The sequence below is a fragment of the Gammaproteobacteria bacterium genome, from assembly GCA_028819075.1.
Classification (GTDB): Bacteria; Gemmatimonadota; Gemmatimonadetes; order Longimicrobiales; family Gaopeijiaceae; genus BD2-11.
The window spans coordinates 25,813-50,877 of record JAPPMM010000040.1 but is presented as its reverse complement, the minus strand read 5'-3'; the positions used below and the strand labels follow the sequence as shown (position 1 = coordinate 50,877).

At 68.8% G+C, this 25,065-nt stretch carries 17 protein-coding genes; 11 read left to right on the top strand and 6 right to left on the bottom strand.

What is annotated here, in order from left to right:
- The first annotated feature begins 20 nt into the window (after nucleotides 1-20).
- The 5 genes from OXU32_09520 to OXU32_09500 all read left to right on the top strand — a co-directional run bounded on the left by OXU32_09520 (nucleotide 21) and on the right by OXU32_09500 (nucleotide 9,353).
- Nucleotides 21-1,097: an efflux RND transporter periplasmic adaptor subunit gene (locus tag OXU32_09520; protein ID MDE0074187.1), complete on the top strand. Its 1,077-nt coding sequence runs from the start codon at nucleotides 21-23 to the stop codon at nucleotides 1,095-1,097.
- A 54-nt stretch (nucleotides 1,098-1,151) separates the two neighbouring features.
- Nucleotides 1,152-4,595: an efflux RND transporter permease subunit gene (locus OXU32_09515; GenBank protein MDE0074186.1), complete on the top strand. Its 3,444-nt coding sequence runs from the start codon at nucleotides 1,152-1,154 to the stop codon at nucleotides 4,593-4,595.
- Between the two features lie 117 nt (nucleotides 4,596-4,712).
- Nucleotides 4,713-5,891: a histidinol-phosphate transaminase gene (locus OXU32_09510; protein MDE0074185.1), complete on the top strand. Its 1,179-nt coding sequence runs from the start codon at nucleotides 4,713-4,715 to the stop codon at nucleotides 5,889-5,891.
- Nucleotides 5,892-6,045: 154 nt separating this feature from the next.
- Nucleotides 6,046-6,951, top strand: coding sequence for an agmatinase (gene speB / locus OXU32_09505; protein ID MDE0074184.1), 906 nt, complete (start codon nucleotides 6,046-6,048; stop codon nucleotides 6,949-6,951).
- 665 nt (nucleotides 6,952-7,616) lie between these two features.
- Nucleotides 7,617-9,353, top strand: coding sequence for a hypothetical protein (locus tag OXU32_09500; GenBank protein ID MDE0074183.1), 1,737 nt, complete (start codon nucleotides 7,617-7,619; stop codon nucleotides 9,351-9,353).
- Between the two features lie 42 nt (nucleotides 9,354-9,395).
- Here the strand turns inward: OXU32_09500 and cysC are convergent, their stop codons facing one another.
- Both cysC and cysD read right to left on the bottom strand, forming a co-directional pair.
- The gene (gene cysC, locus OXU32_09495) at nucleotides 9,396-11,240 is read right to left on the bottom strand and encodes an adenylyl-sulfate kinase (protein MDE0074182.1); all 1,845 of its coding nucleotides are present in this window, start codon (nucleotides 11,238-11,240) and stop codon (nucleotides 9,396-9,398) included.
- Complete coding sequence (gene cysD / locus OXU32_09490; protein MDE0074181.1) at nucleotides 11,240-12,178, bottom strand: sulfate adenylyltransferase subunit CysD; 939 nt, start codon at nucleotides 12,176-12,178, stop codon at nucleotides 11,240-11,242. The genes cysC and cysD overlap by 1 nt, the downstream gene beginning before the upstream one ends.
- Before the next feature lie 236 nt (nucleotides 12,179-12,414).
- Between cysD and OXU32_09485 the strand changes: the two genes are divergently transcribed.
- The 4 genes from OXU32_09485 to rho all read left to right on the top strand — a co-directional run bounded on the left by OXU32_09485 (nucleotide 12,415) and on the right by rho (nucleotide 17,683).
- Complete coding sequence (locus OXU32_09485; protein MDE0074180.1) at nucleotides 12,415-12,882, top strand: STAS domain-containing protein; 468 nt, start codon at nucleotides 12,415-12,417, stop codon at nucleotides 12,880-12,882.
- A 158-nt stretch (nucleotides 12,883-13,040) separates the two neighbouring features.
- Nucleotides 13,041-15,062 (top strand): pyrroloquinoline quinone-dependent dehydrogenase, encoded by a 2,022-nt coding sequence (locus OXU32_09480; GenBank protein MDE0074179.1) that lies wholly within the window; start codon nucleotides 13,041-13,043, stop codon nucleotides 15,060-15,062.
- A 180-nt stretch (nucleotides 15,063-15,242) separates the two neighbouring features.
- A complete protein-coding gene (locus OXU32_09475; GenBank protein MDE0074178.1) occupies nucleotides 15,243-16,346 on the top strand; it encodes a PDZ domain-containing protein in 1,104 nt (367 codons plus the stop codon).
- Between the two features lie 194 nt (nucleotides 16,347-16,540).
- Nucleotides 16,541-17,683 carry a transcription termination factor Rho gene (rho, locus tag OXU32_09470; GenBank protein MDE0074177.1) on the top strand — a complete coding sequence of 381 codons (1,143 nt, stop codon included), beginning with the start codon at nucleotides 16,541-16,543 and terminating at the stop codon, nucleotides 17,681-17,683.
- A gap of 24 nt (nucleotides 17,684-17,707) precedes the next feature.
- Here the strand turns inward: rho and OXU32_09465 are convergent, their stop codons facing one another.
- A complete protein-coding gene (locus tag OXU32_09465) occupies nucleotides 17,708-18,217 on the bottom strand; it encodes an SRPBCC family protein (GenBank protein ID MDE0074176.1) in 510 nt (169 codons plus the stop codon).
- Between the two features lie 43 nt (nucleotides 18,218-18,260).
- Nucleotides 18,261-19,022 (bottom strand): arylesterase, encoded by a 762-nt coding sequence (locus OXU32_09460; GenBank protein MDE0074175.1) that lies wholly within the window; start codon nucleotides 19,020-19,022, stop codon nucleotides 18,261-18,263.
- On the opposite strand from OXU32_09460, the gene OXU32_09455 reads away from it, so the two are divergent.
- Complete coding sequence (locus OXU32_09455; GenBank protein ID MDE0074174.1) at nucleotides 19,021-19,773, top strand: ABC transporter ATP-binding protein; 753 nt, start codon at nucleotides 19,021-19,023, stop codon at nucleotides 19,771-19,773. The two genes, OXU32_09460 and OXU32_09455, sit on opposite strands and share 2 nt — an antisense overlap.
- 44 nt (nucleotides 19,774-19,817) lie before the next feature.
- Nucleotides 19,818-22,331, top strand: a complete 2,514-nt coding sequence (locus tag OXU32_09450) for an FtsX-like permease family protein (protein MDE0074173.1) — start codon at nucleotides 19,818-19,820, stop codon at nucleotides 22,329-22,331.
- A 65-nt stretch (nucleotides 22,332-22,396) separates the two neighbouring features.
- On the opposite strand, the gene OXU32_09445 is transcribed toward OXU32_09450, so the two are convergent.
- Both OXU32_09445 and OXU32_09440 read right to left on the bottom strand, forming a co-directional pair.
- Complete coding sequence (locus OXU32_09445) at nucleotides 22,397-23,593, bottom strand: ATP-binding protein (GenBank protein MDE0074172.1); 1,197 nt, start codon at nucleotides 23,591-23,593, stop codon at nucleotides 22,397-22,399.
- Nucleotides 23,594-23,753: 160 nt separating this feature from the next.
- Nucleotides 23,754-24,929: an aminotransferase class I/II-fold pyridoxal phosphate-dependent enzyme gene (locus OXU32_09440; GenBank protein MDE0074171.1), complete on the bottom strand. Its 1,176-nt coding sequence runs from the start codon at nucleotides 24,927-24,929 to the stop codon at nucleotides 23,754-23,756.
- Nucleotides 24,930-25,065 lie beyond the last annotated feature (136 nt).

Sequence of the window (25,065 nt, the reverse complement as noted above, 5' to 3'; positions counted from 1 at the left end):
AAGTCTTCGAGGAAACGACGATGAATCGAGCAGTACGGCGGATGACAAGGGGAGTGGCGCTGGGGCTTGCGGGGGTCGTGGCCGCCTGCAGCAGCAGCGCGGAGGCGGGCGATACCATTCCGCCCATCATCGAAGGCGCCACGCGCGTGATCAACGTGGAGGTGGAGCCGATCGCGCCCACCGGCTTCACCGAGCTGATCCGGCTCACGGGCACCGTGCGCGCGAACCGCGACGTAGTCGTGTCGGCCACCGAAGCAGGGCTCGTGGCCTCGATCCTGGTGGACCAGGGGAGTCCGGTACGGGCTGGTCAGGCGGTGGCCCGGCTGGACGATACGCAGTTGCGGGCGCAGGTGGACGAGGCGCGCGCCCGCGCGGACCTGGCGCAGGAGACCTGGGAGCGGTACAGGCGGCTCTTCGAGGAGGATCAGGTCGGGTCCGAGCTGCAGTACCTGGAGGCCCGCTACACGGCCGAGCAGTCGGCGGCGAGCCTGACCGCGCTTTCCGCCCGGCTCGACGCCACCGTCATCAGGGCACCCTTCGAGGGCGTGCTCGACTCCCGGGACATCGAACTCGGCAGCATGATCATGCCGGGGACGCCGGTGGCCCGCGTGGTGGACCTTGACCCGGTGCGCATCCGCGGCGGCGTGCCCGAGCGGTTCGCGCTCGACGTACGGCCAGGCTCAAGGGCCACCGTGACCTTCCAGGTGCTCGAGGGCGAGATCTTCGAGGGCGACATCACCTACGTGGGTGCCGCGGTGGATCCCGAGGACCGCACCTTTCCGGTCGAGCTGACCCTCGCCAACCCCGGCGGGCTCATCAAGCCGGAGATGGTGGCCAACATCGAGATCGTGCGCGAGACCCGCTCCGACGTGGTGGTGGTTCCCCGCGAGGTGCTGCTGAGGGTCGAGGACGGCTACGTCGCGTACGTGGTGGAAGGCTCCGGCGACGAGGGAGTGGCGCGGCTGCGCGATGTTGAGCTGGGACCCGCCCAGCGCAACCTGGTCGTCATAGAGGAAGGCCTTCGGGCCGGAGACCGGCTCGTCGTCATCGGCCAGCAACTGATCGCCGACGGCGACCGGGTGCGGGTGGTGAACTGACTGCGCAATCCAACGGATTGAACCCAAGAGAGACGGAACCCAAGAGAGACGGATATGTCAGAGTTCAGGGACGAACGGACGGCCGGAGAGGCGAACGCGCAGGGCGAGGACGTGGGCGCGGGCCGGCCCCGCAGCGACGCGGGCTACCTGGCGCGCTTCAAGGAATTCGTGCTGACCAGCTTCGCCATCGACCACCGCACCAGTTCCGTGGTGTTGCTGATCCTCATCACGATCACCGGCCTGACCTCCTACCAGGTGATCCCGAAGGAGTCGTTTCCCGAGATCGAGATCCCGCTGATTGCCGTCAACACCATCTACCCGGGGGTGTCGCCTGCGGACATCGAAACACTGGTCACCCGCCCGATCGAGGAGGAACTCAGCACCATCTCCGACATCAAGGAGCTTTCCTCCACTTCCATCGAGGGATATTCCAGCGTAACCGCCGAGTTCGAGACCACGGTCAACATCGAGGAGGCGCTCCAGCAGATACGCGAGAAGGTCGACCTGGCCAAGCCCGAACTGCCCGAGGACGCGGAGGAGCCGGGCATCCTGGAGTTCACCTTTTCCGAACTCCCGATCATGCAGGTGAACCTCGCGGGTGACTTCGACCTGGTCTACCTGAAGGAGATCGCCGAGGATCTGCAGGATGAGCTGGAGAGCGTTCCCGAGATTCTGCGCGTGGACGTGCGGGGCGGGCTCGAACGCGAGGTCAAGGTGGACGTCCACCTGTCGAGACTCCAGTTCTACAACCTGGCGCTCCAGGACGTCATCGACGCGATCGCGGCCGAGAACGTCAACATCCCGGGCGGCTCCATCGACGTGGGCAACCAGCGGTTCCTCGTGCGGGTGGACGGCGAGTTCGACGATCCCGAGCTGATTCAGGATCTGGTCATAACCGCCGACGACGCGGGCCCCATCTACGTGCGCGACCTGGCGGACGTCGAGTTCGGGTTCTCGGAGCGCGAGAGCTACGCCCGGCTGGACGGGTCGCCGGTGGTGACGCTGGACATCGTCAAGCGGTCGGGAGAGAACATCATCGAGACCGCGGATCGGGTGAGGGCGGTCATCGACGAGATGACGCCGCTCTTCCCGGCGACCATGACGGTGAAGATCACCGGGGACATGTCGCGCGACATCTTCTCCATGGTGAGCTCGCTCGAGAACAACATCATCTCCGGGCTCATCCTGATCGTGAGCGTGCTGCTGTTCTTCCTGGGGCTGCGCACGTCGCTCTTCGTCGCCATCTCGATCCCCTCGTCGATGTTCCTGTCCTTCGGGGTGCTCAGGCTGCTGGGCGTGTCCATGAACATGGTCGTGCTCTTCTCGCTCATCCTGGCGCTGGGGATGCTGGTCGACAACGCGATCGTGGTGGTAGAGAACATCTACCGCTACGTGGAACGCGGGTGGAACCGGAGGCTCGCCGCCAAGAAGGCGACGGGCGAAGTGGCCGGTCCGGTAATCGCCGCGACGCTCACCACGCTGGCCGCATTCGCGCCGCTCCTGTTCTGGCCGGGCATCTCGGGCGAGTTCATGGGCTACCTGCCCACGACCCTCATCGTGACGCTCTCCAGTTCGCTCTTCGTGGCGCTGGTGATCGTTCCGACGCTGTGCTCGATGTTCATCCTGCGCGAAGGGGAGGAGCCTCCGCCGCTCACGCGGGCGGCGCGCCTCACCCTGGTCGGTGTCAGCGCCGGGGTTATTCTCGGCTTCGCGCTCGCCAATCCGCTCACTGCCGCGCTGCTGCTCGTCACCGCGGGGCTGCTGTGGGCCCTCTACCACTTCGCGATCAAGCGCGCGGCTCTGGCCTTCCAGCACTGGTGGCTCGAGCGGGCGATCGTCTTGTACGAAGCCCAGCTGACGCGCGCGCTCAACCACCCCGTCCTCGTGCTCGCCGGGTGCGCGGCGATGCTCGTGGTGACCGTGGTCCTGTTCGGGCGGTTCAACGCGGGGGTGGAGTACTTCCCGGAGGCCATTCCGCCCCGCCAGATCATGATCGACGTGGACGCCCCGACCGGTACCCGCGCGGACTTCACCGACCGGCTCGTGCGCCGCATCGAGGACAAACTGCCCGCCTACGAGGGGGTTGCGCTCGACGGCGAGTCGGTGGTGGCCACCGTGGGCGGAGGTGGCGGAGGCGGTCCGATGGGCGGCGGCCCGGGCGGCCCGGAAGCTGGACTCGTGACCATCTCCATGGTGGAATTCCAGGACCAGCGGACCGACGCCTTCCAGACGCTGGCGATGCTGCAGGAAACGATCGGCAGCGACCTCGCGGGAGCCGACATCTCGGTCGACAAGGCCGAAGAGGGACCCGCCACCGGCCCGCCCGTGAACGTCGAACTGTCGGGTTCGGACCCCGAGCTGCTGAACCAGCTCGCCGACGAGATGATCGCCACCCTGCAGGCGGATCCCGTCTACGCCAAGCTTGTCCGCCTCAACAGCAACCTCGACGACGCCCGTCCCGAACTGGGCGTGCGCGTGGACCGGGAGAAGGCCGCGCTCTACGGGCTCTCGACCCGTCGCGTGGGCCAGGCCATCCGGGGCGCCATCCAGGGCATCGAAGCGGCGAAGTACCGGACCGGCAACGACGAATACGACATCATCGTGCGCCTGGCGGAGGAGGACCGGGACGAGCTCAGCACCCTGTCCGAACTCACGGTGCTGTCGGACGGCGACCCCATCCCCCTGCTCTCGGTGGCTTCCTGGGAGGTAGGGGAAGGGGCGGGGTCCATCCAGCGCCTCGACATGGACCGCTCGGTTACGGTGTCGTCGGAGGTGCGCGCCGGCTTCAACTCCAACGCCGTGCTGGGCGAGGTGCAGGCGGCGCTCGCGGAGTTCGCGGAGTCGCTCCCGCCGGGATACCAGATCCGCTACACGGGCGAGAACGAGGAGCAGGCGGAGGCCCAGGCCTTCCTCACCACCGCGTTCCTGATGGCGCTCTTCCTCATCGGCTTCATCCTCATCTCGCAGTTCAACTCGCTGGTGAAGCCCTTCATCATCCTGACCTCGGTGATCATGTCCACGGTCGGCGTGCTGCTGGGGCTGATGGTGTTCCAGATGCCCTTCGGCATCATCATGACCGGGGTGGGCATCATCTCCCTTGCCGGAATCGTGGTGAACAACGCCATCGTGCTCATCGACTACATCGACGTGCTGCGCGGGCGCGACGGAGTGAACCGGCGGGACGCGCTGGTGCTGGGCGGCATGACCCGCTTCCGCCCGGTGGTGCTGACCGCGGTGACGACGGCGCTCGGCCTGGTGCCGCTCGCGATCGGGCTCAACTTCGACTTCTTTGGCCTGTACGGAAGCCTCACTCCGGACCTGTACTGGGGAGGCGACCAGGCCGCCTGGTGGGGACCGATGGCGATCGCGGTGATCGCCGGAATCATCTTCGCCACCTTCCTCACCCTGATCGTGGTGCCCGTGATGTACCAGGTGGTCGACGACATCGGGCGGTTCTTCCGCCGGCACTACTCCTCGCGGGCCGCGGAGACCGCCTGATGAGCCGCGCCCGGGACCGTGCCAGGGGATTTGCGTTTAAGGGCCCCCGCGGCCACTCTATAGGCTGGATTTCGTACCGTTCGCGTTCGTCGCGCTCTCATGTCTGAGGAGGTTGCCATGCACTCGAGGAATTCCGTTACTCGCCGCCGCTTCATGGGAGGAGCGGCAGCGGCGCTGGGGTACGCCGGGCTCAGGCCCACCGGACTGTTGGGGTGGGATTCGCGCCCGCGCCCGCTCAGCCTCACCCCGCAGGAGTACGACTACGATTCCTTCGCCAAGCTCTCCTCCAACGAGAATCCGTACGGCCCGTCCGAGCGGATGATGGAGGCGATGAACGGCGCGTGGAAGTACGCGAACCGGTACGGCTATCCCGACGGCGACATCCAGCAGAAGATCGCCGAGCACCACGGCGTGGAATCGGAGAACATCCTGCTGGGCGCGGGCTCGGGCGAGACCCTCCGGGTGGTGGCGCACACCTACCTCGGGCACAAGAAGAAAGTCATCGGCGTGCGGCCGACCTACCTGAGCGTCTTCGGCGTCGCTACCGGGATCGACGCGGACGCCATCATGCTGCCGCTGCTCGACGACTACTCGCAGGACATCCCGGCGATGATCGACGCCACCCTCAAGAACTACCGCGATGTCGGGCTCTTCTATCTGTGCAACCCCAACAACCCGACCGGCATGGCGGTCCCGGCCGACGACGTCCGGCGGGTGCTGGACGAAATCCCCGAGGACATCCCGGTCCTCATCGACGAGGCCTACCATCACTTCGTCGAGGATCCCTCCTACGAGACGGCGGTGCCCTACGTGAACGAAGGGCGCAAGGTCATCGTCGCGCGCACCTTCTCCAAGATCTACGGCATGGCCGGGCTGCGCCTCGGCTACGGCATCGCGCCCGCCGACATGATCAGCGACATGCGCACCTACACCACCGGCAGCGTGAACGCGCTGGTGAGGTGGGGCGGGGTCGCCGCGCTCGAGGACCTGGAGAACGAGCGCTTCGTGCGCGAGACGACGCTCCGCCTGCGCAAGCAGACCACCGAGGAGCTGCAGGCCCTGGGCTACGAGGTGCTCCCCTCCGAGACCAACTTCTTCATGGTGAACACCGGACGTCCGGCCGCCGAAGTCCGGGCCGCGTTCCGGGAGAGGGGCGTGCTCGTGGGCCGCGACTTCCCGCCCATGCTCGACTACCTGCGGGTATCGGTCGGCACCGAGGAGGAGATGGCGCGCTTCATGACGGCGTGGAAGGAGATCATGCCGCCCAGAACCGCCACCACGACGACCTCCGGCTGATCGCGGCGGCATCCGCGGCCTCCGGAACAGGAAGGGGCCGGTCCCGGGCAGGGGCCGGCCCCGTTTTCTTTGAGGCGCCCGAGTGAGCGACTTCTACGACGCCGTTTCACCCGTAACGGGCGAGTCCTACCGGCCGCTCGACGACCTGCGCTTCATGGGCGGGGCCACGCTCCTGCGCGCGCCGCTCGCCACGACCCTCGAGGGCCTCGACATCGCGCTCGTCGGGGTGCCGACCGACCACGGCGTGACCTTCCAGCCGGGTGCGCGCCACGGGCCGCGCGAGATTCGCAACAGGTCCAACGTGGTGCGCAGGATCAACGTGCTGACGGGGGTCGATCCCTTTTCGCTGTGCCGGATCGCCGACGTGGGGGATGTGCGATTCGACAGCATCTACCATCTCGACGACGTGGTCGGGCAGATCGAAGCCCTCTTCACCCGCCTCCGCGCGGCCGGCCCGGTGCCGCTGAGCGCCGGCGGAGACCATTCCGTCACCTATCCCATCTTGAAGGCGCTGGGGGCCGGCCGGCCGCTCGGCATGGTGCAGATCGACGCGCATCTCGACACCTGGGACGCGATCGGCGGTTCGAAATACCACCACGGCGCTCCCTTCCGCCGCGCCGTGGAGGCGGGGGTGCTCGATCCCGAGCGCTCGATCCAGATCGGCATCCGCGGCTACCAGAACTTCCTGGACGGGTTCGAGTTCTCGATGGAACACGGCATGCGCGTCGTCAAGATCGACGAGTTCCGGCGGCTGGGGGTGGAGGGAGTGGTGGAGGAGGCCCGCCGGGTGGTGGGCGACGGCCCGACCTACATCACCTTCGACGTGGACGGGATCGATCCCGCCTTCACGCCGGGCACGGGAACGCCCGAGATCGGCGGGCTAACCACGCGCGAGGCGGTCGCGCTTCTGCACGGCCTGCGCGGCCTCAACCTCGTGGGGGCCGACGTGGTGGAGGTCGCCCCGCCCCTCGATCCCAGCGGGGGCACGGCGCTGGTCGGCGCCTCGCTGATGTACGAGATCCTGTGCCTGCTCGCGGAGTCTCTGGCTTCCCGCCGATAGCACGGAGCCTCCGCTCCCGGCATGATTCCAGTAGACGTCAGTAGATGTCAGTGCGTCCGACTCCCCGGGCGTCAACTCCGTTCCCACCCAGACCCGGAGCGTCGTGTCGCGGGCCTCGCTCCACCGCACGTCGATCTGGATCTGCCCCAGCATCCCGGTCTGGTAGTCGAATTCCACGCGCTCCCCCGGCACCATCAGGCGTTCGAGGATCACCGGATCCTCGGCGCGCGCCAGATCGCGCATGACGACATGCCAGCTTCCCGTGTGCTCCTCCCAGATCTGCAGATGACCCTGAAGCTGGATCCCCAGGGTTGGCACCGGCTGGCTCTGGAAGGAGCCGACGCCATCCTCGATGGGCAGCGCGACCCACGCTCCCCCCTGCTGAAGGACCTGGAGGATCTCCGGTGAGACCTGTGCCCGCAGGGAATGAGCACCTGGCGCCAGCGGCAACACCGCTGTCAGGGCCGAGACCGCCAGCGTGCGCAGCCACGCGGACTGGCGGGGACTCCTCAGCAGTGCCTGCTGCACTCCTCCTCCCATCGAAAGCTCGTCCGTGACCGGCCGCGCCCCGGCTTCGTTTTCCGGATTCGGGCGCCGGTAGCTATACTCGCCATGCCCCCTCGCGTTCCGACAGAACCACGAACCGGCATCCAGGAGCGACGCCTGTGAAATCCGGCCCCGGAAAGCCGGCAGGAGGCCTCCGCTACGCGGCCAACGAACCGCCGCCGCATCCCGCCTCGTTCATCCTCGGGCTGCAGGTGGCCGTGCTGGTATGCACGCCCGTGGTCGTGGTCACCGCGATCGTTACGCGCGCGGCGAATCTGACTGGCTCCTACCTCTCCTGGGCCATCTTCGCCAGCATGGTCATCGGCGGGCTGACGACCATCGTCCAGGCCCGGCGAGTGGCGGGCGTGGGGGGCGCCAGCCTGATGGTCATGGGAGCCTCCGGAGCCTCGATCGGCGTCGCCGTGCTGGCGCTGGCCGCGGGCGGTCCCGCGTTGCTCGCAGTGCTGGTGATCGCCTCGGGGCTCTTCCAGCTCGGCCTGGCGGCCCGCCTGATCCTGCTCCGGCGAATCATCACGCCGGTGGTGTCGGGCACGCTCATGGCGCTCATCTCGGTCACGGTGATGCCCATGGGGTTCGCGTTGCTGATCGAGGTTCCGTTGCAGGCGCCCACGGCCGCGGCGCCCACCATCACGCTCGTCACGGCGGCCGCCGTGCTGGGCCTGATGCTGCGCGCCCCCCGGCTCCTGAGAGCGTGGACCCCGGTGGTCGCGCTCGCTCTGGGGTGCGCCACGGCCGCTCTCTTCGGGATATTCGATCTCACGCCGGTGCGCGAGGCCGGCTGGTTCGGGATCCCCGCCACGGCGTTGCCCGGTCTCGACGCAGGGTTCGATGCGAGCTTCTGGCTGCTCCTGCCGGCCTTTCTGTTCGTCACCCTGGTCATCACGGTCAGGCAGATCGGCGACGCCATCGTCATGCAGCGTCTCTCGCGGCGCGAACAGAAGGCGATCGACTTCCGCAGGGTCCAGGGGGCCGTGGCCGCCTGCGGCGCGGGCACCTTGCTGTCGGGGGTCGCGGGCGTCCTGCCGATCTGGCCCTATCCAGCCGGCATCGCCCTGGCGGAGGGCATCGGCGTGGCGGCCAGAAGGGTGGGCGTCTACATCGGAGCCATCTTCATCGGCCTGGCGTTCGTTCCCAAGATCAGCGCCCTCGTGCTGGCCATCCCGGGGCCCGTGCTCGGTGCCTACATCGTCGTCGTAATCGGGCTCGTCTTTGCCCGCGGCATGCGCGTCGTCTTCCAGGCGGACGGAGGGCGCAACAGCTGGCTGATCGCGGGATTCTCCTTCTGGGTCGGCGTCGGCATCCAGTTCCAGGCGATATTCCCGCAGCACCTGGGAACCCCCGCCGCGCAGATGCTGGCGAACGGACTGACGGCCGGCGGGGTGACCATCCTCCTGCTGAACCTGTTCCTGGAGCTGACCGGGCCCCGGCGGCGAAGGACGGAGATGCTGCTCAGTCCGGACAGCCTTCGCGCCCTCGACGAGTTCGTGGTCGGGTTCGCGGGGAAGTACGGATGGGACGGCGAGGGAAGGGGGCGCCTCAGAGCGGCATCGGAGGAAGCGCTCCTCAGCCTGGCCCGGCAGGAGGAGGACGGGAGCCATGCCGATGACCGGCGGCTGCGCGTCGTCGCGCGCAACGACCGCACGGGAGCCATCCTCGAGTTCAGCGCGGCGACCGACGCCGGGAATCTGGAGAACCAGATCGTTCTGCTCGGCGACATCCCGGACCTGGAGAGCAAGCGCGACCTGTCGCTGCGGCTCCTTCGCCACTACGCGTCATCCGTGAAGCACCAGCAGTACCACAACGCGGATGTCGTCACGATTCGCGTGGACAGGTAGCGCCAGCCGGACGGAAGGCTCGCGACCGAGGCGCAGGCCGGCTCAGACCAGCCGCCGCAGAATCAACTCCGCGCACTCCTCGGGCCCCAGCTCCTCGGTGTCGAGGTGCAGGTCCGGGTTCTCGGGCTGCTCATAGGGGCTGTCGATGCCGGTGAAGTTCGTGATCTCGCCCCTCATCGCCCTGACATACAGTCCCTTCGGGTCGCGCGCCGCGCACACTTCGATGGACGCGTCGACGAAGATCTCGTTGAAGTCACCGGGTGCGAACAGACCGCGGGCGAAAGCCCGTTCCGACCGGAAGGGGCTGATGAAGGACACGATGACGATCAGCCCCGCATCGACCATCAGTCGAGCCACCTCGGCCACCCTGCGGATGTTCTCCACCCGGTCGGCCTCGGTGAAGCCGAGGTCCCGGTTGAGTCCGTGGCGGACGTTGTCGCCGTCCAGGAGGTAGGTGTGGTGGCCCTCCGCGTGAAGGCGCTTCTCGAGCAGGTCGGCGATCGTGGACTTGCCCGACGCCGGGAGTCCCGTGAGCCACAGACACCGGGCCCGCTGCAGCTTGAGTTCCTGGCGGGCCTCCCGGGTGACGTGGAAGTCCTGCCAGCGGATGTTGGACGCGCGCCTGAGCGCAAAGTTGACGGTGCCGGCGCCTGCGGTCTCGTTGGTGGCCAGATCGATCAGGATGAAGCTGCCCAGCCCGGGGTATCGGTCGAAGGGCGCGTAGGGAATCGGCCGGTTGGTCGCGATGTTGACCGTGCCGAGGTCGTTGAGGTTCAGCGTGGCGCCTGCCAGCCTGCTTCCCCGCGAGACGTCCAGCCGGTACTTGATGCGGGTGACGGTCGCGGTCACCTCCCGCGAATGGATCTTCAGCAGGTAGGAGCGGCCGACCACCAGAGGGCGGTCGCTCATCCAGATCAGGTTGGCCTGGAACTGGTCCGTCACACCCGGCGGATTGAAGGCTTCCGCGATCACGTCTCCGCGCGTCACATCCACCTCGTTGGCGAGGGTCAGCGTCACCGAGTCGCCCCGTTCGGCCCGCTCCCGGGCCCCCTGCCAAACCACGATCGACTCCACGACGGTCTCCGCTCCCGACGGGGATATGCGCACACGGTCCCCCACGGCGACCCTGCCGGCCGTGATCCGGCCGCTGTAGCCGCGAAAATCGGGGCTGGGCCGGTTGACGTACTGGACGGGCATCCGGAAGGACTCCCTTTCGATGGACGATTCGACATCGACCGTCTCCAGGTGCTCGAGCAGCGTCGGGCCGGCATACCACTCGGCCGAATCGCGGCGGCGCGTGAGATTCTCTCCCGTAAGCGAAGATACGGGCATGATCCGCAGGCTCTCGACACCCGAATCCCGCGCCAGCGACCGGTACTCGTCGGCGATCGCCTGGAAGATGCTCCGGTCCCAGAGCACCAGATCCATCTTGTTGACCGCAAGGACCACGTGCCGGATCCCGAACATGGCGGCGATGCGGGTGTGCCGGGCGGTCTGGGGCAGGATCCCCTTGCGGGCGTCGGCCACAACGACCGCCAGTTCGGCGTTCGAGGCGCCGGTCGCCATGTTGCGGGTGTACTGTTCGTGTCCGGGCGCGTCGGCGACGATGAAACGGCGCCGGGCCGTCTCGAAGCTCCGGTAGGCGACGTCGATGGTGATGCCCTGCTCGCGCTCGTCGCGCAGACCGTCGACCAGGAGCGCCAGATCCGCCTGGTCGCCCCGGGTTCCCCAGCGCCGGGAATCCTCCTCCACCTTGCGCATCTGATCGGCAAAGACCTGCCGGCAGTCCCAGAGCAGCCGGCCGAGAAGGGTGCTCTTGCCGTCGTCCACGGCGCCGCACAGGACGAAGCGCAGGGGCGGTCGCGCCGGCGCCGGACCGGATGCCATCAGAAGTAGCCCTGCCGCTTCTTGCGTTCCATGGAGGCGTCCCCGTCATGGTCCACCAGGCGTCCCCGGCGTTCGGAATCGTGGGTCGCCAGCGTCTCGGCGAGGATCGCCTCCAGGGTGTCGGCGCCGCTCTCGACGGCGGTCGTGAGCGGGTAGCATCCCAGGGTGCGGAAGCGGACTGGAAGCAGCCGCGGCTCCTGGCCGGGCTCCAGAGGCATGCGTTCGTCGTCGACCATGATCCACTGGCCTTCACGTTCGACGACCGGGCGCTTCTTCGCGAAGTACAGCGGAACCACCGGGATCCCTTCCGCCGCGATGTAGCGCCAGACATCGGCCTCGGTCCAGTTGGAGAGGGGCGAAACCCGGAGCGATTCACCCTGTTGGACACGCGTGTTGTACAGGCTCCAGAGTTCGGGGCGCTGGGCCCTGGGATCCCACTGATGGGCCGCGTTGCGGAAGGAAAACACCCGCTCCTTCGCCCGCGATTTCTCCTCGTCCCGCCGCCCACCCACGAAGATGATGTCGTACTTCCCCGCGTCCAGCGCCTGTCGCAGCGCTTCGGTGATCATCACGTCGGCATAGCGTTCCGATCCGTCGGTGAAGGGGTCTGCGCCGGCCTTCAGGCCCGCCCGGTTCACGTGAACCCGCAGCTCGACGCCCGTCTCGGCGACCATGCGGTCGCGGAAGGCGATCATCTCCCGGAACTGCCAGGTGGTGTCGATGTGCAGCAGGGGAAGCGGGGGGCGCGCGGGCCAGAACGCCTTGCGGGCGAGATGGAGCAACACCGACGAGTCCTTGCCCATCGAATACAGCATGACGGGTCGGGCCGCCGTCGCGGCTCCCTCGCGGATGATCTCGATGGCCTCGGATTCGAGCGCCGAGAGCCAGTGGGCACCCGAACGGTCGGTGCGGCCGCTGCTCTCCCGCTTCCCGCTCATGTTCTCGCAGATTGCATCGTGTAATTCGTCCCGGAGACGTTTGGCGACGGGATCGTACCACCGTTCCGGGACCGGTTCAACTGGTTCCGGCGGCACAATCCGCGCCTTGGGTGGATCAGCCGGAGGTGAACCCGAGTCGTGTTGACACCGGGTGACGAAGCCTGCAGCTTGTGGCATTGGTATTCTGTCGGAGTGCGCGCTGAATCCCCATACCATGCAAGTGCCCGGGTAGACCCATGGACCTGAAGGTCAGTTGGGAAAGGATGAATGGCGTGCTGATCGCCTCGCCCGCGGGTCGTGTCGACAGCGTGAACAGCGCGGCATTCCGGGAAGCGCTGGTGTCGGAGGTGCCGGCGGACGAGAGAGCCCTCCTCCTCGACCTGCGCGGTCTTTCCTACATGAGCAGCGCCGGCCTGAGCGTCCTGCTGGTGCTGGCCAAGAGATTCCGCGGATCCGGCAAGGCGATGGGGATGTGCGGGCTTCCGGCGGCGATTGCCGCGGTCGTCACGCTCAGCGGCTTCGACAAGATCATCCCCGTGTACGACACGCGTGACGCGGCACTCGAGGCGATGTCCCTCCCTGAGGATGCCGATTCGGTGCACCAGCCTGCCGAGGCGCCGTTGGCCGCTTCGGACGAGGAGACCGACTCGAACCGGAAGCGATCCGGTCCGCGGCGGTGGAGTTTCAAGATGCACTCGAACTGAGCATCGGGGGCTCCTCGCCCGAGGAGGCCGGTAGCAACTCGTCCTCAAGACTCGCAGGCACCCCGGCCGTACGGTTGTGAAGCGGCCCTTCGCGCACGACATTCGCTCCTGTGCCCGCATGCATGCCGCGTGCGCATCCCCGCAGCCAGGAGCCCCCGATGCCCGGCACTTCGAGTCGCCCCCGGTCCACCCACTGCGCCCGTCCCCGTCCCCCCCTCCTGCCAGCCGTGGCGGTCTTGTTCGCCGCCGTGCTGGCGGGACCGTCAGCCGCGCCGGAACTCGCTGCGCAGCAGGGGACGACCGGCGGCAACTGGCTCTACTACGGAGGTGATGCGGGGAGCACCAAGTACGCTCCTCTCGACCAGATCACCGCCGACAACGTCGCCGACCTGGAGGTCGCGTGGCGCTGGGAGTCGCGCAACTTCGGCGACCGGCCCGAGTTCAACTACCGGGTGACCCCCCTCGCCGTGGACGGCACCCTGTACGTCACGGCGGGCTACCGGCGGGCGGTCGTGGCCATCGACGGGGCCACCGGCGAGACCCTGTGGATGTACCGCATGGACGAGGGGGTGCGCGCCGAGACCGCTCCGCGCGCCAACTCCGGACGCGGGGTCGCCTACTGGACGGACGGCCAGGCGGAGCGCGTCCTGGTGATCACCCCGGCCTACCACATGGTCTCGCTGGACGCGAAGACCGGGCGGCCCGATCCGGCCTTCGGCCAGGAGGGGGTCGTCGACCTGCGCGCGGAGTTCGGCCCCCGCGAGGTCGACATCGACAACGACCCGCTGGGCTCGAGCTCCCCGCCGGTGATCGTGGGCGACGTGGCGGTGGTGGGGACCGCGCTGCCCTCGGGAAGCTCGCCCCCGAAGCCCGACATGCCGCCCGGTCACGTGCGCGGCTACGACGTGCGCACCGGCGAACGGCTGTGGATCTTCCACACCATCCCGCAGGAGGGCGAGTTCGGCAACGACACCTGGCTGGAAGGGTCCTGGCGCTACACCGGCAACGCGGCCGTCTGGACGCCGTTTTCGGCGGATCTGGAACGCGGCTACGTATACCTGCCCATCGAAGCCCCGACGGGCGACTACTACGGCGGCCACCACCCTGGCGACAATCTCTTCTCGCAGAGCCTGGTGTGCCTGGACGCGCGCACCGGCGAGCGCGTGTGGCACTTCCAGATGGTCCATCACGGCATCTGGGACTACGATCCGCCCGCGCCCCCGATCCTGCTCGACATCAACGTGGACGGGCGCACCATCCCGGCGGTGGCGCAGGTCACCAAGCAGGCGTTCACCTACGTCTTCGACCGCTACACCGGCGAGCCGGTGTGGCCCATCGAGGAGCGGCCGGTGGCGCCCAGCGAGGTGCCTGGCGAGTGGACCGCGCCCACCCAGCCGTTCCCCACCCGCCCCGCCCCCTTCGACCGCCAGGGCGTGTCGGTGGACGACCTCATCGACTTCACCCCGGAGCTGCGCGCGGAGGCGCTGGACATGGTCTCCCGGCTGGTGATCGGGCCGCTCTACACGCCACCCTCCGTCATCGATCTGGACGATCCCAACGGCACCCTGGGCACGCTGGTGCTGCCCGGGTCGCTGGGCGGCGCCAACTGGCCGGGCGGCTCGGTCGACGCGGAGACGGGCATCCTGTACGTCACCTCGGTCACGTCGCCGTCCGTGCACGGGCTTATCAACGACCCGGAGATCTCCAGCATGGACTACATCTCCGGGCGCGCCTTCCGCCGGGTGCGGGGAGGCGGCCCGCAGGGACTGCCGCTCATCAAGCCGCCGTGGGGACGGATCACCGCCATCGACCTGAACACCGGCGACCACGTCTGGATGAGGCCCAACGGAGACACCCCCGACTACGTGCTCGAGCACCCCGCCACGGCCGGGGTCGACATCCCGCCCACGGGCAAGCCCGACCGCGGCGGCACCATGGTGACCCGGACCCTGCTCTTCGCCGGGGAAGGGGGCGGCATGTTCGCGGCCTTCGGGTCGGGCGGCAACAAGCTGCGCGCCCACGACAAGGCGACCGGCGAGATCGTGCACGAGTTCGAGTTGCCCGCGAACCAGACCGGCATCCCGATGACCTACCTGGCCGATGGCCGCCAGTTCATCGTGGTGGCGGTGGGCGACCGCGGCCATGCGGCCGAGCTTGTGGCGCTCGCGCTCCCGCAATAGGACCCGGGCCTCCCCGGAAGCATCAGCCGGGCACCTGCGCGGCACCTCCGTCACGGTGCAACCCTCCCGTCTGCCCTCGCGTCTGATGGTCTGATGGCGCGCGCCAGGGCCGCGAAGGTTTCCGGCCACAGCGCTCGCATCGTGGACGACAACGGGTGGGGCAACCGAGGGGAGGATCGCATGTTGAGGAAGAAGCGGAAGACGGGAAGCGGGCGAACCAGACGGATCGGCGCGGCACTCTGGATGACCGGACTGCTCATGGCGCTGACGGCGCCGGCGGTGCTGGAGGCGCAGGAGCGCAATCGTGGGCGGGGCCGGGGTGGCCCGGAGCGTGGTCTGATTCGCCTTCAGGGCAATCTGATGTCGCGCGGCCTGCTCGGGATCCAGTTGAGCATGCGCTCGGCGGACACGGACGCGCAGGGCGCCGAGGTGCAGGGGGTCACCAGCGACGGCCCGGCCGACGAGGCGGGGCTCCGGGAAGGCGACATCATCACCTCGCTCGACGGTCACAGCCTGCTCGAGCCCCTGGCCGACCCGGACCTGGAGGAGCGTGTCGATTCCGACCGGTCCGTGCCCAGTCAGCGGCTGCTGTTTCTGGCGCGCGAACTGGAGCCGGGCGAGCAGGTCGTGGTGGAATACCTGCGCGACGGCACGACGGCGTCGGCCACCGTCGAGCCTCGCTCGACCTGGATGCGGCTGGGGTTCGACGCGGACCGCATGGAGGTAGTGATGGATCAGGCCCGCGAGCGCGCCCGGGAGGCCAGCGAGCGGGCGCGCGAGGTGGCCGAGCAGATGCGCGAACAGTGGGACGACTATGCCTGGTACCCGGAGGGAGGCTCGGCGATTGCGGTGATGGGGCTGCGCGCTTCGCACGGCATCAGCCTGGTGACGCTGAACCCCGCACTGGGACGTTACTTCGACGCCGAGTCCGGCGCCTTGGTCACCGACGTGGAGGAAGACAACCCGCTGGGGCTTGAGGCCGGTGACGTGATTCAGGCCATCGACGGGCGCACCATAGACTCGGCCGGGGACGTGCGCCGCATCCTGCGCTCCTACGAAGAGGGCGAGGCCATGACGCTCACCATCGTGCGCGACGGCGGCGAGATGCAGGTGAGCGGCTCGGTGGAGGATCAGGCGAACCTGCGGCGAGGCGGGGTCATGCGCGGGGCGCCGGCCGGCCCCGTGGGCCGGAGGATTTCGGTCCGGCGCACGGCGCCTCGACGCGCGGTGTTCTGGCGGACGTCGAACCGCGTCGGGCGGCCGTGGAGGGGCATGAGCCTGTAACCTGGGGTGGGGCGGAAGGGTGGCGGGGCGGGGAGCCGGCGCCGGGCGCGAAAGCGTTCCGGCGCCGGTTGCACTTGTGCGCGCGCGGTACCTTGTCCAATCTGTAAAGGAGAAGTACCGCAGTCTCTCCGTTTCGCGGCCGCGCTCCAGGGGCCGCGAGAGCCCGTCGCACCCGGCAACCCCCTACCCGTATCGTGTCGGACAGGCAATCCCTAGGCATACTTCAGGTTCTCGGCAGCGGATCCGGATTCATCCGCCTGCAGAAATTCGGCTACACCGCGTCCAAGCAGGACGTGTACGTCGGCCCCAAGGTCATCCGGCGCTTCGGACTGCGCACGGGGGACGAGATCGCCGGCGATGTCGGCAACCGGCCGCGCAACGGCAAGGCGCCCCCGCTCACGCGGGTGATCGCGGTTAACGGCGAGCCGCCCGATGTGTTGCGCGACCGGCCCGAGTTCACGCGTCTGAGCGCGCTCCACCCCAGGAATCAGCTCAAGCTCGAGTGCGAGATCACGCACTATGGGCAGCCCGACTTCACCAATCGCGTCATCGACCTCTTCTGTCCCTTCGGCAAGGGTCAGCGGGCGATGATCGTGGCTCCGGCGAAGGCGGGGAAGACGACGATCCTGCAGCGGGTGGCGCAGGGCGTCGTTACCAACCACCCGGACTGCCATCTCTACATCCTTCTGGTGGACGAGCGGCCGGAAGAGATCACCGAGATGGAGATGTGCGGGTACGGCGAGGTCATCGCCTCCAGCTTCGACTATCCCCCCGAACGCCACGTGGCGGTCGCCGAGATCACCATGGAGCGCGCCCGCCGGCGGGTCGAGATGGGCCAGGACGTGGTCGTGATTCTCGACTCCATCACGCGCCTCGCCCGTGCCCACAACAACGTCGAGGAGGGAAGCGGGCGCACGCTCTCGGGCGGGCTGGACGCGAGCGTGATGGAGAAGCCCAAGCGGTTCCTGGGCAGCGCGCGCAATATCAGCGACGTGCAGGGCGGGGGTTCGCTGACCATCGTGGCCACCGCCCTCGTGGACACCGGATCGCGCATGGATCAGGTCATCTTCGAGGAGTTCAAGGGCACCGGCAACAGCGAACTGCTGCTCTCACGCGACCTGGCCGACCGGCGCATCTTCCCGGCCATCGACCTGGTGGCCTCGGCCACCCGGCGCGAGGAGCTCCTGCTCTCGCCCGAGGCGCTCACCCTCTCGCGTGCCTTCCGCCGCCAGTTGTCGCACAAGTCTCCGGCGGAGGCCATGACGGAGCTGCTCGGCCTGATGGGGCGGACGCGCGGCAACGACGAACTGCTGGAGATAGCGCGCCAGCTCAACTGACGCCGGCCGGTCAGAGAGCCCGGATCACGGCGAACTCGCGTCACGCAGCCGTTCCAGCCCCACCTCCATCTCCCGGCCCTGCAGCCGATCCATGGCGCGCGCCACGTACCCCAGGATGGGATTCCACCCGAAGTCGCCGGTTTCTCTCCAGGTCACGCGGGTGCCGTCGCCGAGGCGGTCCAGGTCGATGGTCCCCTCGGTGATCATCGACCCGCCCTCTACCTCGACCCGGTAGCCAACCCGCTCCCCCGAGACGCTCTCGACGATGGTGAAGACGCCGTCGCCGAACTCCGGATCGTTCCAGCTGCGCCCCGCTCCGACTCCGCTTGGCGGGCCGAAGCGCTCCGCGGCGGCGTCCGGCCAGTCGGTCCACGCATCCCAGAGCGACACGTCGTTGACGTAGGCGAACACCTGCTCCGGGACCGCGGGCATCTCCAGCGAGCGCTCGACCTCCCAGGTGCCGGGGAGAATGAGCCCGATGGCGAGCAGCGATATGAAGACCACCGCGAGGAAACTGAAGAACTTCACCGCCATGGTGTGGCTCCGGGATCGAGGAGGGCGAGGAGGGAAAGCGCGGTCAGCGGGCGTCGATGCGCCGCAGCACCGGCTCCAGACTGGACCAGACGGTTTCGGCGATGATCTCGTGCCCCTCCACCGAGGGGTGGATGCCGTCGGGCTGGTTGAGTTCGCGGATGCCGCCCACGCCCTCCAGGAGGAAGGGGATGAGGGCGACCTCCGCCTCGCGGGCCACCTCGGGGAAGACGGCCCTGAAGCTCTCGGTGTAGCGCTGACCCAGATTGGGGGGCGCCTGCATGCCCGCCAGCAGGATCTCTACCTCCGGATATCGGGCCCGGGTCTGCCCAATGACGGCCAGCAGGTTGCCGCGCAGGGCATCGACATCCTGCCCCCGCAGGCCGTCGTTGGCGCCCAGCTCGATCACGAGCACGCGCACCGGCATGCGCAGCAGCCACTCGAGACGCCGCAAGCCTCCCGCGCTGGTGTCGCCGCCGACGCCCGCGTTAACCACCCGGAAGGGTAGTGCGGCCCGGTCGATGCGCGCCTGGACCCTCGCGGGGAAAGCGTGTTCCTGTGCGTTGCCCAGGCCGTAGCCCTCGGTGAGGCTCGTGCCCAGGAAGAGGACAACACCGCGCTCGCGCGAGATGTCTGTCGTAGAGACGGCGGATTGTGACCCAGCCGGCGAGGACGACGAGGCGGCCTCCCTGGCGGCGTCCGTTGCCGCAACTTCCCGATCCGGCGAACGTAACGCTCCGGGGTCTTCTGCTCCCCCGCACGCGGGCAGGAACGTGAGCAGGCCGATTGCCGTCAGGCGTCTCCACATGATGATCGTCGCCGAAGGTGTGAGCAAAGCGTACGGGCGCGGCAGCCGCTCGCTGGTCGTCTTGCGCGACATCGACCTGCGCGTCCCCGAAGAAGACTTTATCGCCCTCGTGGGTCCCTCGGGAAGCGGCAAGACCACCCTGCTGGGCCTGCTCGCCGGCCTCGATGCGCCAACGACGGGCTCGGTCAGCCTGGGCGGCGAACGGCTGTCGGCCCTTACCGCCGACGAGCGCGCAGCGTTCCGGGCGGAAAAGGTAGGCTTTGTCTTCCAGACCTTCCACCTGCTGCCCACGCTCACGGCGCTGGAGAACGTCATGGTGCCGCTGGAGCTGGCCCCGCGCGCAACGGCGGCGGGGAGTGCCGGGCGCGGACCCGGGTCGAGGGCCAGGCCGCGCGTGCGGGCCGGCGAGCTGCTCGAACGGGTGGGGCTCGCCGAACGCATGCACCACTACCCGGCGCAGCTCTCCGGCGGCGAGCAGCAGCGGGTGGCTCTCGCCCGCGCCTTCGCCAACCGGCCGCTGGTGCTGTTCGCGGACGAGCCCACGGGCAACCTGGACTCGGCGGCCGGAGCGGTGGTGGTCGAGCTGATGGAGGAGCTCAACCGCGAGTGCCGCACCACCGTCGTGCTCGCGACCCACGATCTCGAGCTGGCCGCCCACGCGAGGCGGGTGATCACCCTGCGGGACGGGCGCATCACGTCGGACCGCCGCAACGGGCATCCGGATCACCCGAACCGCCGCGAGGCGGAGTGATTCCCTTCTCGCTACGGCTCGCCTGGAGGGAGGGCCGCGCGGGCATGCGCCGCATCGGGGCGTATGCCGCCTCGGTGGCGCTCGGGGTCGCCGCGCTGGTGGCGGTGCACTCCTTCAGCGGCGACGTGATCCGGTCGATACGCGAGGAGTCGCAGCTCCTGCTGGGCGCCGACCTGCGCCTCAGCTCGAACGCGCCCATCTCGGACAGCGTGGGCGCCATCGCCGACTCGGTGGTGGCCGAGGGGGGGCGCCTCTCCCGGGTCACCGGACTGGTGTCCATGGTGTACGCGCCGGGGAGCGGGGCCACCCGGCTGACCCAGGTGCGGGGGGTAGAGGGGGGCTTCCCGCTCTACGGGCGGGTGGAGACCACGCCTCCGGGTATCTGGTCGCGCCTGGGCGAGCCCGGGGTCGCGATCGTGGACGAAGCCATCCCCATCCAGCTGGGGGTGGGCGCCGGCGACACCCTGCAGGTCGGCACCTCCTCCTTCGTCATTCTGGGCACGGTGCGCGGGCTGCCCACCGACATCGGCTTCCAGAGCGCCATCGGGCCGCGCGTGTTCGTCGCCCGGAGCGACCTCGCCGCCAGCGGGCTGCTCGAGTTCGGCAGCGTCGCCCGCTACCACATCTATGTGCGCATGCCCGCGGGAGAGGACCCCGAGGATCTGGAGGGCCGCCACTGGCGCTTCTTCCGCAACCAGGCGGTGACCTCGGTGACCGCCCAGGACCAGGCCCGGAGGCTCACCCGGGGCACGCGCATGCTCGCCTGGTTCCTGCGGGTCGTGGGGTTGACCGCGCTGCTGCTCGGAGGCATCGGCGCGGCCAGCGCGATCCACGTGTACGTGAAGGAGAAAACCACGTCGGTCGCGGTGCTGCGCTGCATCGGCGCGCGCGAGCGGAGCGTCTTCAACGCCTACCTTTTTCAGGCGGTGGCGCTCGGGCTCGTCGGCTCGGTCGCGGGGGTGCTGGGTGGGATCGGGCTGCAGCGCCTTTTGCCCCTGTTGATCGCCGATGTGCTGCCCGTGGCGATCGAGGCGCGTGTCGACCGGACGGCCGTGGTCGCGGGGATGGTGACCGGGATGGCGGCGGCCGCGCTGTTCGCGCTCGTCCCGCTTCTCCGCATCCGCGGCATCGCTCCCCTCCAGGCCCTGCGCGCCGACTTCGAGCCGCAGGTGACGGCGCGGGCGCGGCTGGATCGCGTGTTCGCGTTCGGCGCTCTGGTCGGCGGGATGTTGCTCCTCAGCCTGTGGCAGGCCCCCGAGCCCGAGCACGGCCTCGCCTTCGCGGGCGGCCTGAGCGCCGCCCTGCTGCTGCTCTACGGCACAGCGGTTGCCTTGACCCGCCTTACCCGCCGGTACTTCCCCGCGCGCGCGTCGTACGCCGTCCGCCAGGGCGTCGCCAACCTCTTCCGGCCTCAGAACCAGACCGCGGCCGTCATGCTCGCGCTCGGACTGGGCGCCTTCCTCATCACCACCGTGCTCGCGGTGCAGGCCAGCCTGGGCCGCGCGCTCTCGGTGGACGGCGGGCAGGAACAGCCCAATCTGCTCTTCTTCGACGTCCAGCCCGACCAGCGGGACGGCGTGACCGAATTGGTGGCGGCGGCCGGGGGCGGCCCGGTCGACCTGACCGCCGTGGTGCCGGCCCGCATCTCCAGCCTGAACGGCCGTCCGGCCGCGGAGATCCTGCGCGACCGCAGGGACGGCGGCCCGGCCCGCTGGGCGGTGCGCCGCCTTTACCGCAACACCTCGCGCGCCGAGCTCTCCGACACCGAGGAGCTGGTGGCCGGCCGCTGGTGGGGAGAGGGGACGGCCCCCGACGGCGATAACGGCGGCGACCCGCCCGACGGCGTCTCCCTCGACGCCGACCTGGCCGACGACCTCAGGGTCGGGATCGGAGACCGGATCACATGGGACGTCCAGGGCGTCCCCGTGACCACCACCGTGAGGAACCTGCGCCGCGTCGACTGGGACCGCTTCGACATCAACTTCCTGGTGGTCGCCGAGCCCGGCGTCTTCGACCAGGCCCCGCGCAGCTACCTGGGCCTCACCCGCATCGTCGACCCGGACGCCCGCGCGCGCATGCAGCGCAACCTGGTGCTCAGCCTCCCCAACGTCTCGGTGCTCGACCTCGCGCTCATCCAGGAGGCCCTCGACACCATCCTCGGCCGCGTGGGCGGGGCCATCCGCTTCCTCGCCTTCTTCATCGCCCTCGCCGGCGTGGTGGTGCTGGTGGGCTCCCTCTCCACGTCCCGTTTTCAGAGGATGCGCGAGAGCGCCCTCCTGAAGACGCTGGGCGCGCGCCGCTCGCTCGTGCGGCAGGTCCTGCTCGCGGAATACACCAGCCTGGGTGTGCTCGCCGGGCTGACGGGCGCGCTGCTCGGTGTGTGTTCCGCGTGGGCGCTGGTCGAGTTCTTCTTCGAACTCGACTTCCACCTGCCCCTCGGGCGCGTCGCCGCCGTGTGGCTGGTGGTGGTCGCTCTGACCGTGGTCACCGGGTTCGCCAACAGCCGCGGCGTTCTGCGGCGGAAGCCGCTGGCGACGCTGCGGGCGGTGGCGGAGTAGGCGTTTCCCCTACGCCCCGGCCCGCGCGTAGGCCTGCAGCCGCTCGCTCGCCGTGTCCAGGGGGCTCAACCCCACTCCGCCTCCAGCATCCGGTTCCAGGGAAAGACCTCGGTGTCGTTGCGGCGATGACGGGAATCGCCGCCGTACACGAGGCGTTGCTCGACGCTCTGTCCGGCTTCCTCAAGAGAGGCGGCGAGACCTCGCAACCCGGCAAAGAAGCGCGGGACCATGGTCGTCCCGGACTTGGCTTCCACGAGGATCAGCCGCAGCCCGCGGTCCACGACGAGATCGACCTCGATCCTCGGGGCTCGATAATGCCCCAGCCGGGGCTCCCGACCCCGATGCGTGATCGTCTTGAACACCTCCGACACCACCCAGCTCTCGAAGATCTGGCCGCGAAGCGGATGGTGGCGCAGCTCCTCCGGGGATCTGATGCCCAGCAGGTGACAGAGGAGCCCGGAGTCGAGGAAGTGCAGCTTGGGTGCCTTGATCTGTCGCTTCCGCAGGTTGCGCCGGAACGCGGGAACCTGGGTGACCAGGAAGCTCGTCTCGAGAACGGACAGCCACGCGCGGGCGGTGTTGTGGCGGACGCCCGCATCCCCGGCCAGCGCGGACAGGTTGACTTCGGTCGCGGTGCGTCCGGCCGCCAGGCGCACGAATGCCGAGAACGCCGCAAGGTCGGTGACGTTGCGCAGCGACCGCACATCGCGCTCGATGTAGGTGGTGAAATAGTCGCGCAGCCACACGTCCGGGGGGATACCCCGGTGATGGATGCGCGGGTAGGCACCGGTCCAGAGGCAATCCAGGAGTTCCGGAGCCGGTCCTCCGAAGCGGGCCAGTTCGTTGAATCCCAGGGGCAGCAGGTGAAGCACCCCGACCCTTCCGGCGAGCGACTGGCTCACCGCCTCGCTCAGCCCGAAGTGCTGTGAACCGGTCAACACGAAACGCCCGGGAGCGGGATCGCGGTCGACCTCCTCTTGCAGGTACGAAGTCAGGTCGGGCGCCCGCTGCACTTCATCGATGACGGCGCCGCCCCGGTACTCATGCAGGAAGCCGCGTGGATCTTCCTGGGCGTAGGCTCGCACGTCCATGCCCTCGAGAGAGACGTACGGCCGGTCGGCGAGCAGCGTGCGGCAAAGCGTGGTCTTGCCCGATTGCCGGGGGCCGGTGACGGTGACGACCGGATAGTGGCGCAGCCGCTCGCGCAGAGGTGCTGCCAGATCGCGCTCGATGAACGGCGGCTCATGCTCGACGGAAGGCACCTGGAATCTCCGGTTTCGACACAGGCCTCATGATTCGATGATGGGCATCCGAGCGGATGCCCCATGAAGCGTGGCCATCTCGGTGCAGATTGTCAATTAGAATGACAATATGCACCCATCCGATCACCGCATCCCGTCACACAGCGGCTTTCCGCGCCCCCTACGCCCCCGCCCGCGCGTACGCCCTCAACCGCTCGCTCGCCGTCTCCAGGCTGGCGATGCGCTTGCAGAAGACGAAGCGCACGTAGGTACTGTCTCCGGCTTCCACGTTGAAGAAGCTCGACCCCGGCACCGGGATCACCCCCGCATCGCGCCCCAGCGCGCGCGAGAAGGTGTCGTCGTCCTCATCGGAGAGATCCGAGAAATCGGCCATGATGTAGTAGGCGCCCTCCGGGGGAGAACACCGGAATCCGCCCTCGCGCAGCCCCTGGTACAGGACTTCCCGCTTCGCCTGGTAGCTCTGCTTCAGATCTTCGTAGAACTCGGGCCCGAGCGCGTTCATCGCCGTGGCGACCCCCTCCTGCAGCGGTGCCGGCGCGCCCACGGTCAGAAAGTCGTGCACCTTGCGGATCTCGTCGGTCAGGTCGGCCGGGGCCACGATGGTGCCCAGCCGCCAGCCGGTCACGCTGTAGGTCTTGGAGGCGCCGGAGACGGTGACCGTGCGCTCGCGCATGTCCGGGAGGGTGGCCAGCGGGATGTGCTCGCCCTCGTAGTAGATGTGCTCGTAGATCTCGTCCGTGAAGGCGAGCAGGTCGTGGCGCCGGCAGATGTCCGCTACCCCCTCCAGCTCCTCGCGGTCGAAGACGCGCCCGGTGGGATTGTTGGGCGAGTTGAGGATGATGGCGCGCGTGCGTGGGGTGACGTCGGCTTCGAGCCTTGCCGCTTCCAGCCGGAACTCCGGCGGCTCCAGCCGATGGAAGACGGGCGTGGCCTCGCACAGGATGGCGTCCGGGCCGTAGTTCTCGTAGAAGGGCTCCAGCACGATCACTTCGTCGCCCGGGTTGATGACCGCCAGCATGATGGACGCCATCGCCTCGGTGGCCCCGCAGGTGACGGTGATCTCGCGCTCGCCGTTCACCTCCATCCCGTACCACTCGCGGTACTTGCGCACCAGCGCGTCGCGGTAGCGCGGCGATCCCCAGGTGATCGCGTACTGATTTATGTCGCTCTGGATGGCCTCACACGCGGCGTCCTTGATCACCTGCGGCGCCGGAAAGTCCGGGAATCCCTGGGCCAGATTGAGCGCCCCGCACTCCTGTGCGACGCGCGTCATTTCGCGGATCACGGACTCGGTGAACAGGCGCGTGCGGCGCGCCGTGCGTGGCTTCTGGGTCATGGTGTGTCGTGCTCGCTGGTGTGGGCCGGATCCGGCGCCCGTGAGCGGGCCGTCCCGGTGTGATGTGGAGAGTTCCTCTGTGCACGTGGGGGTGCGCCTCCGGTGCGGCGAAGCTGCAAGCTCTGCGGAGAGGGGC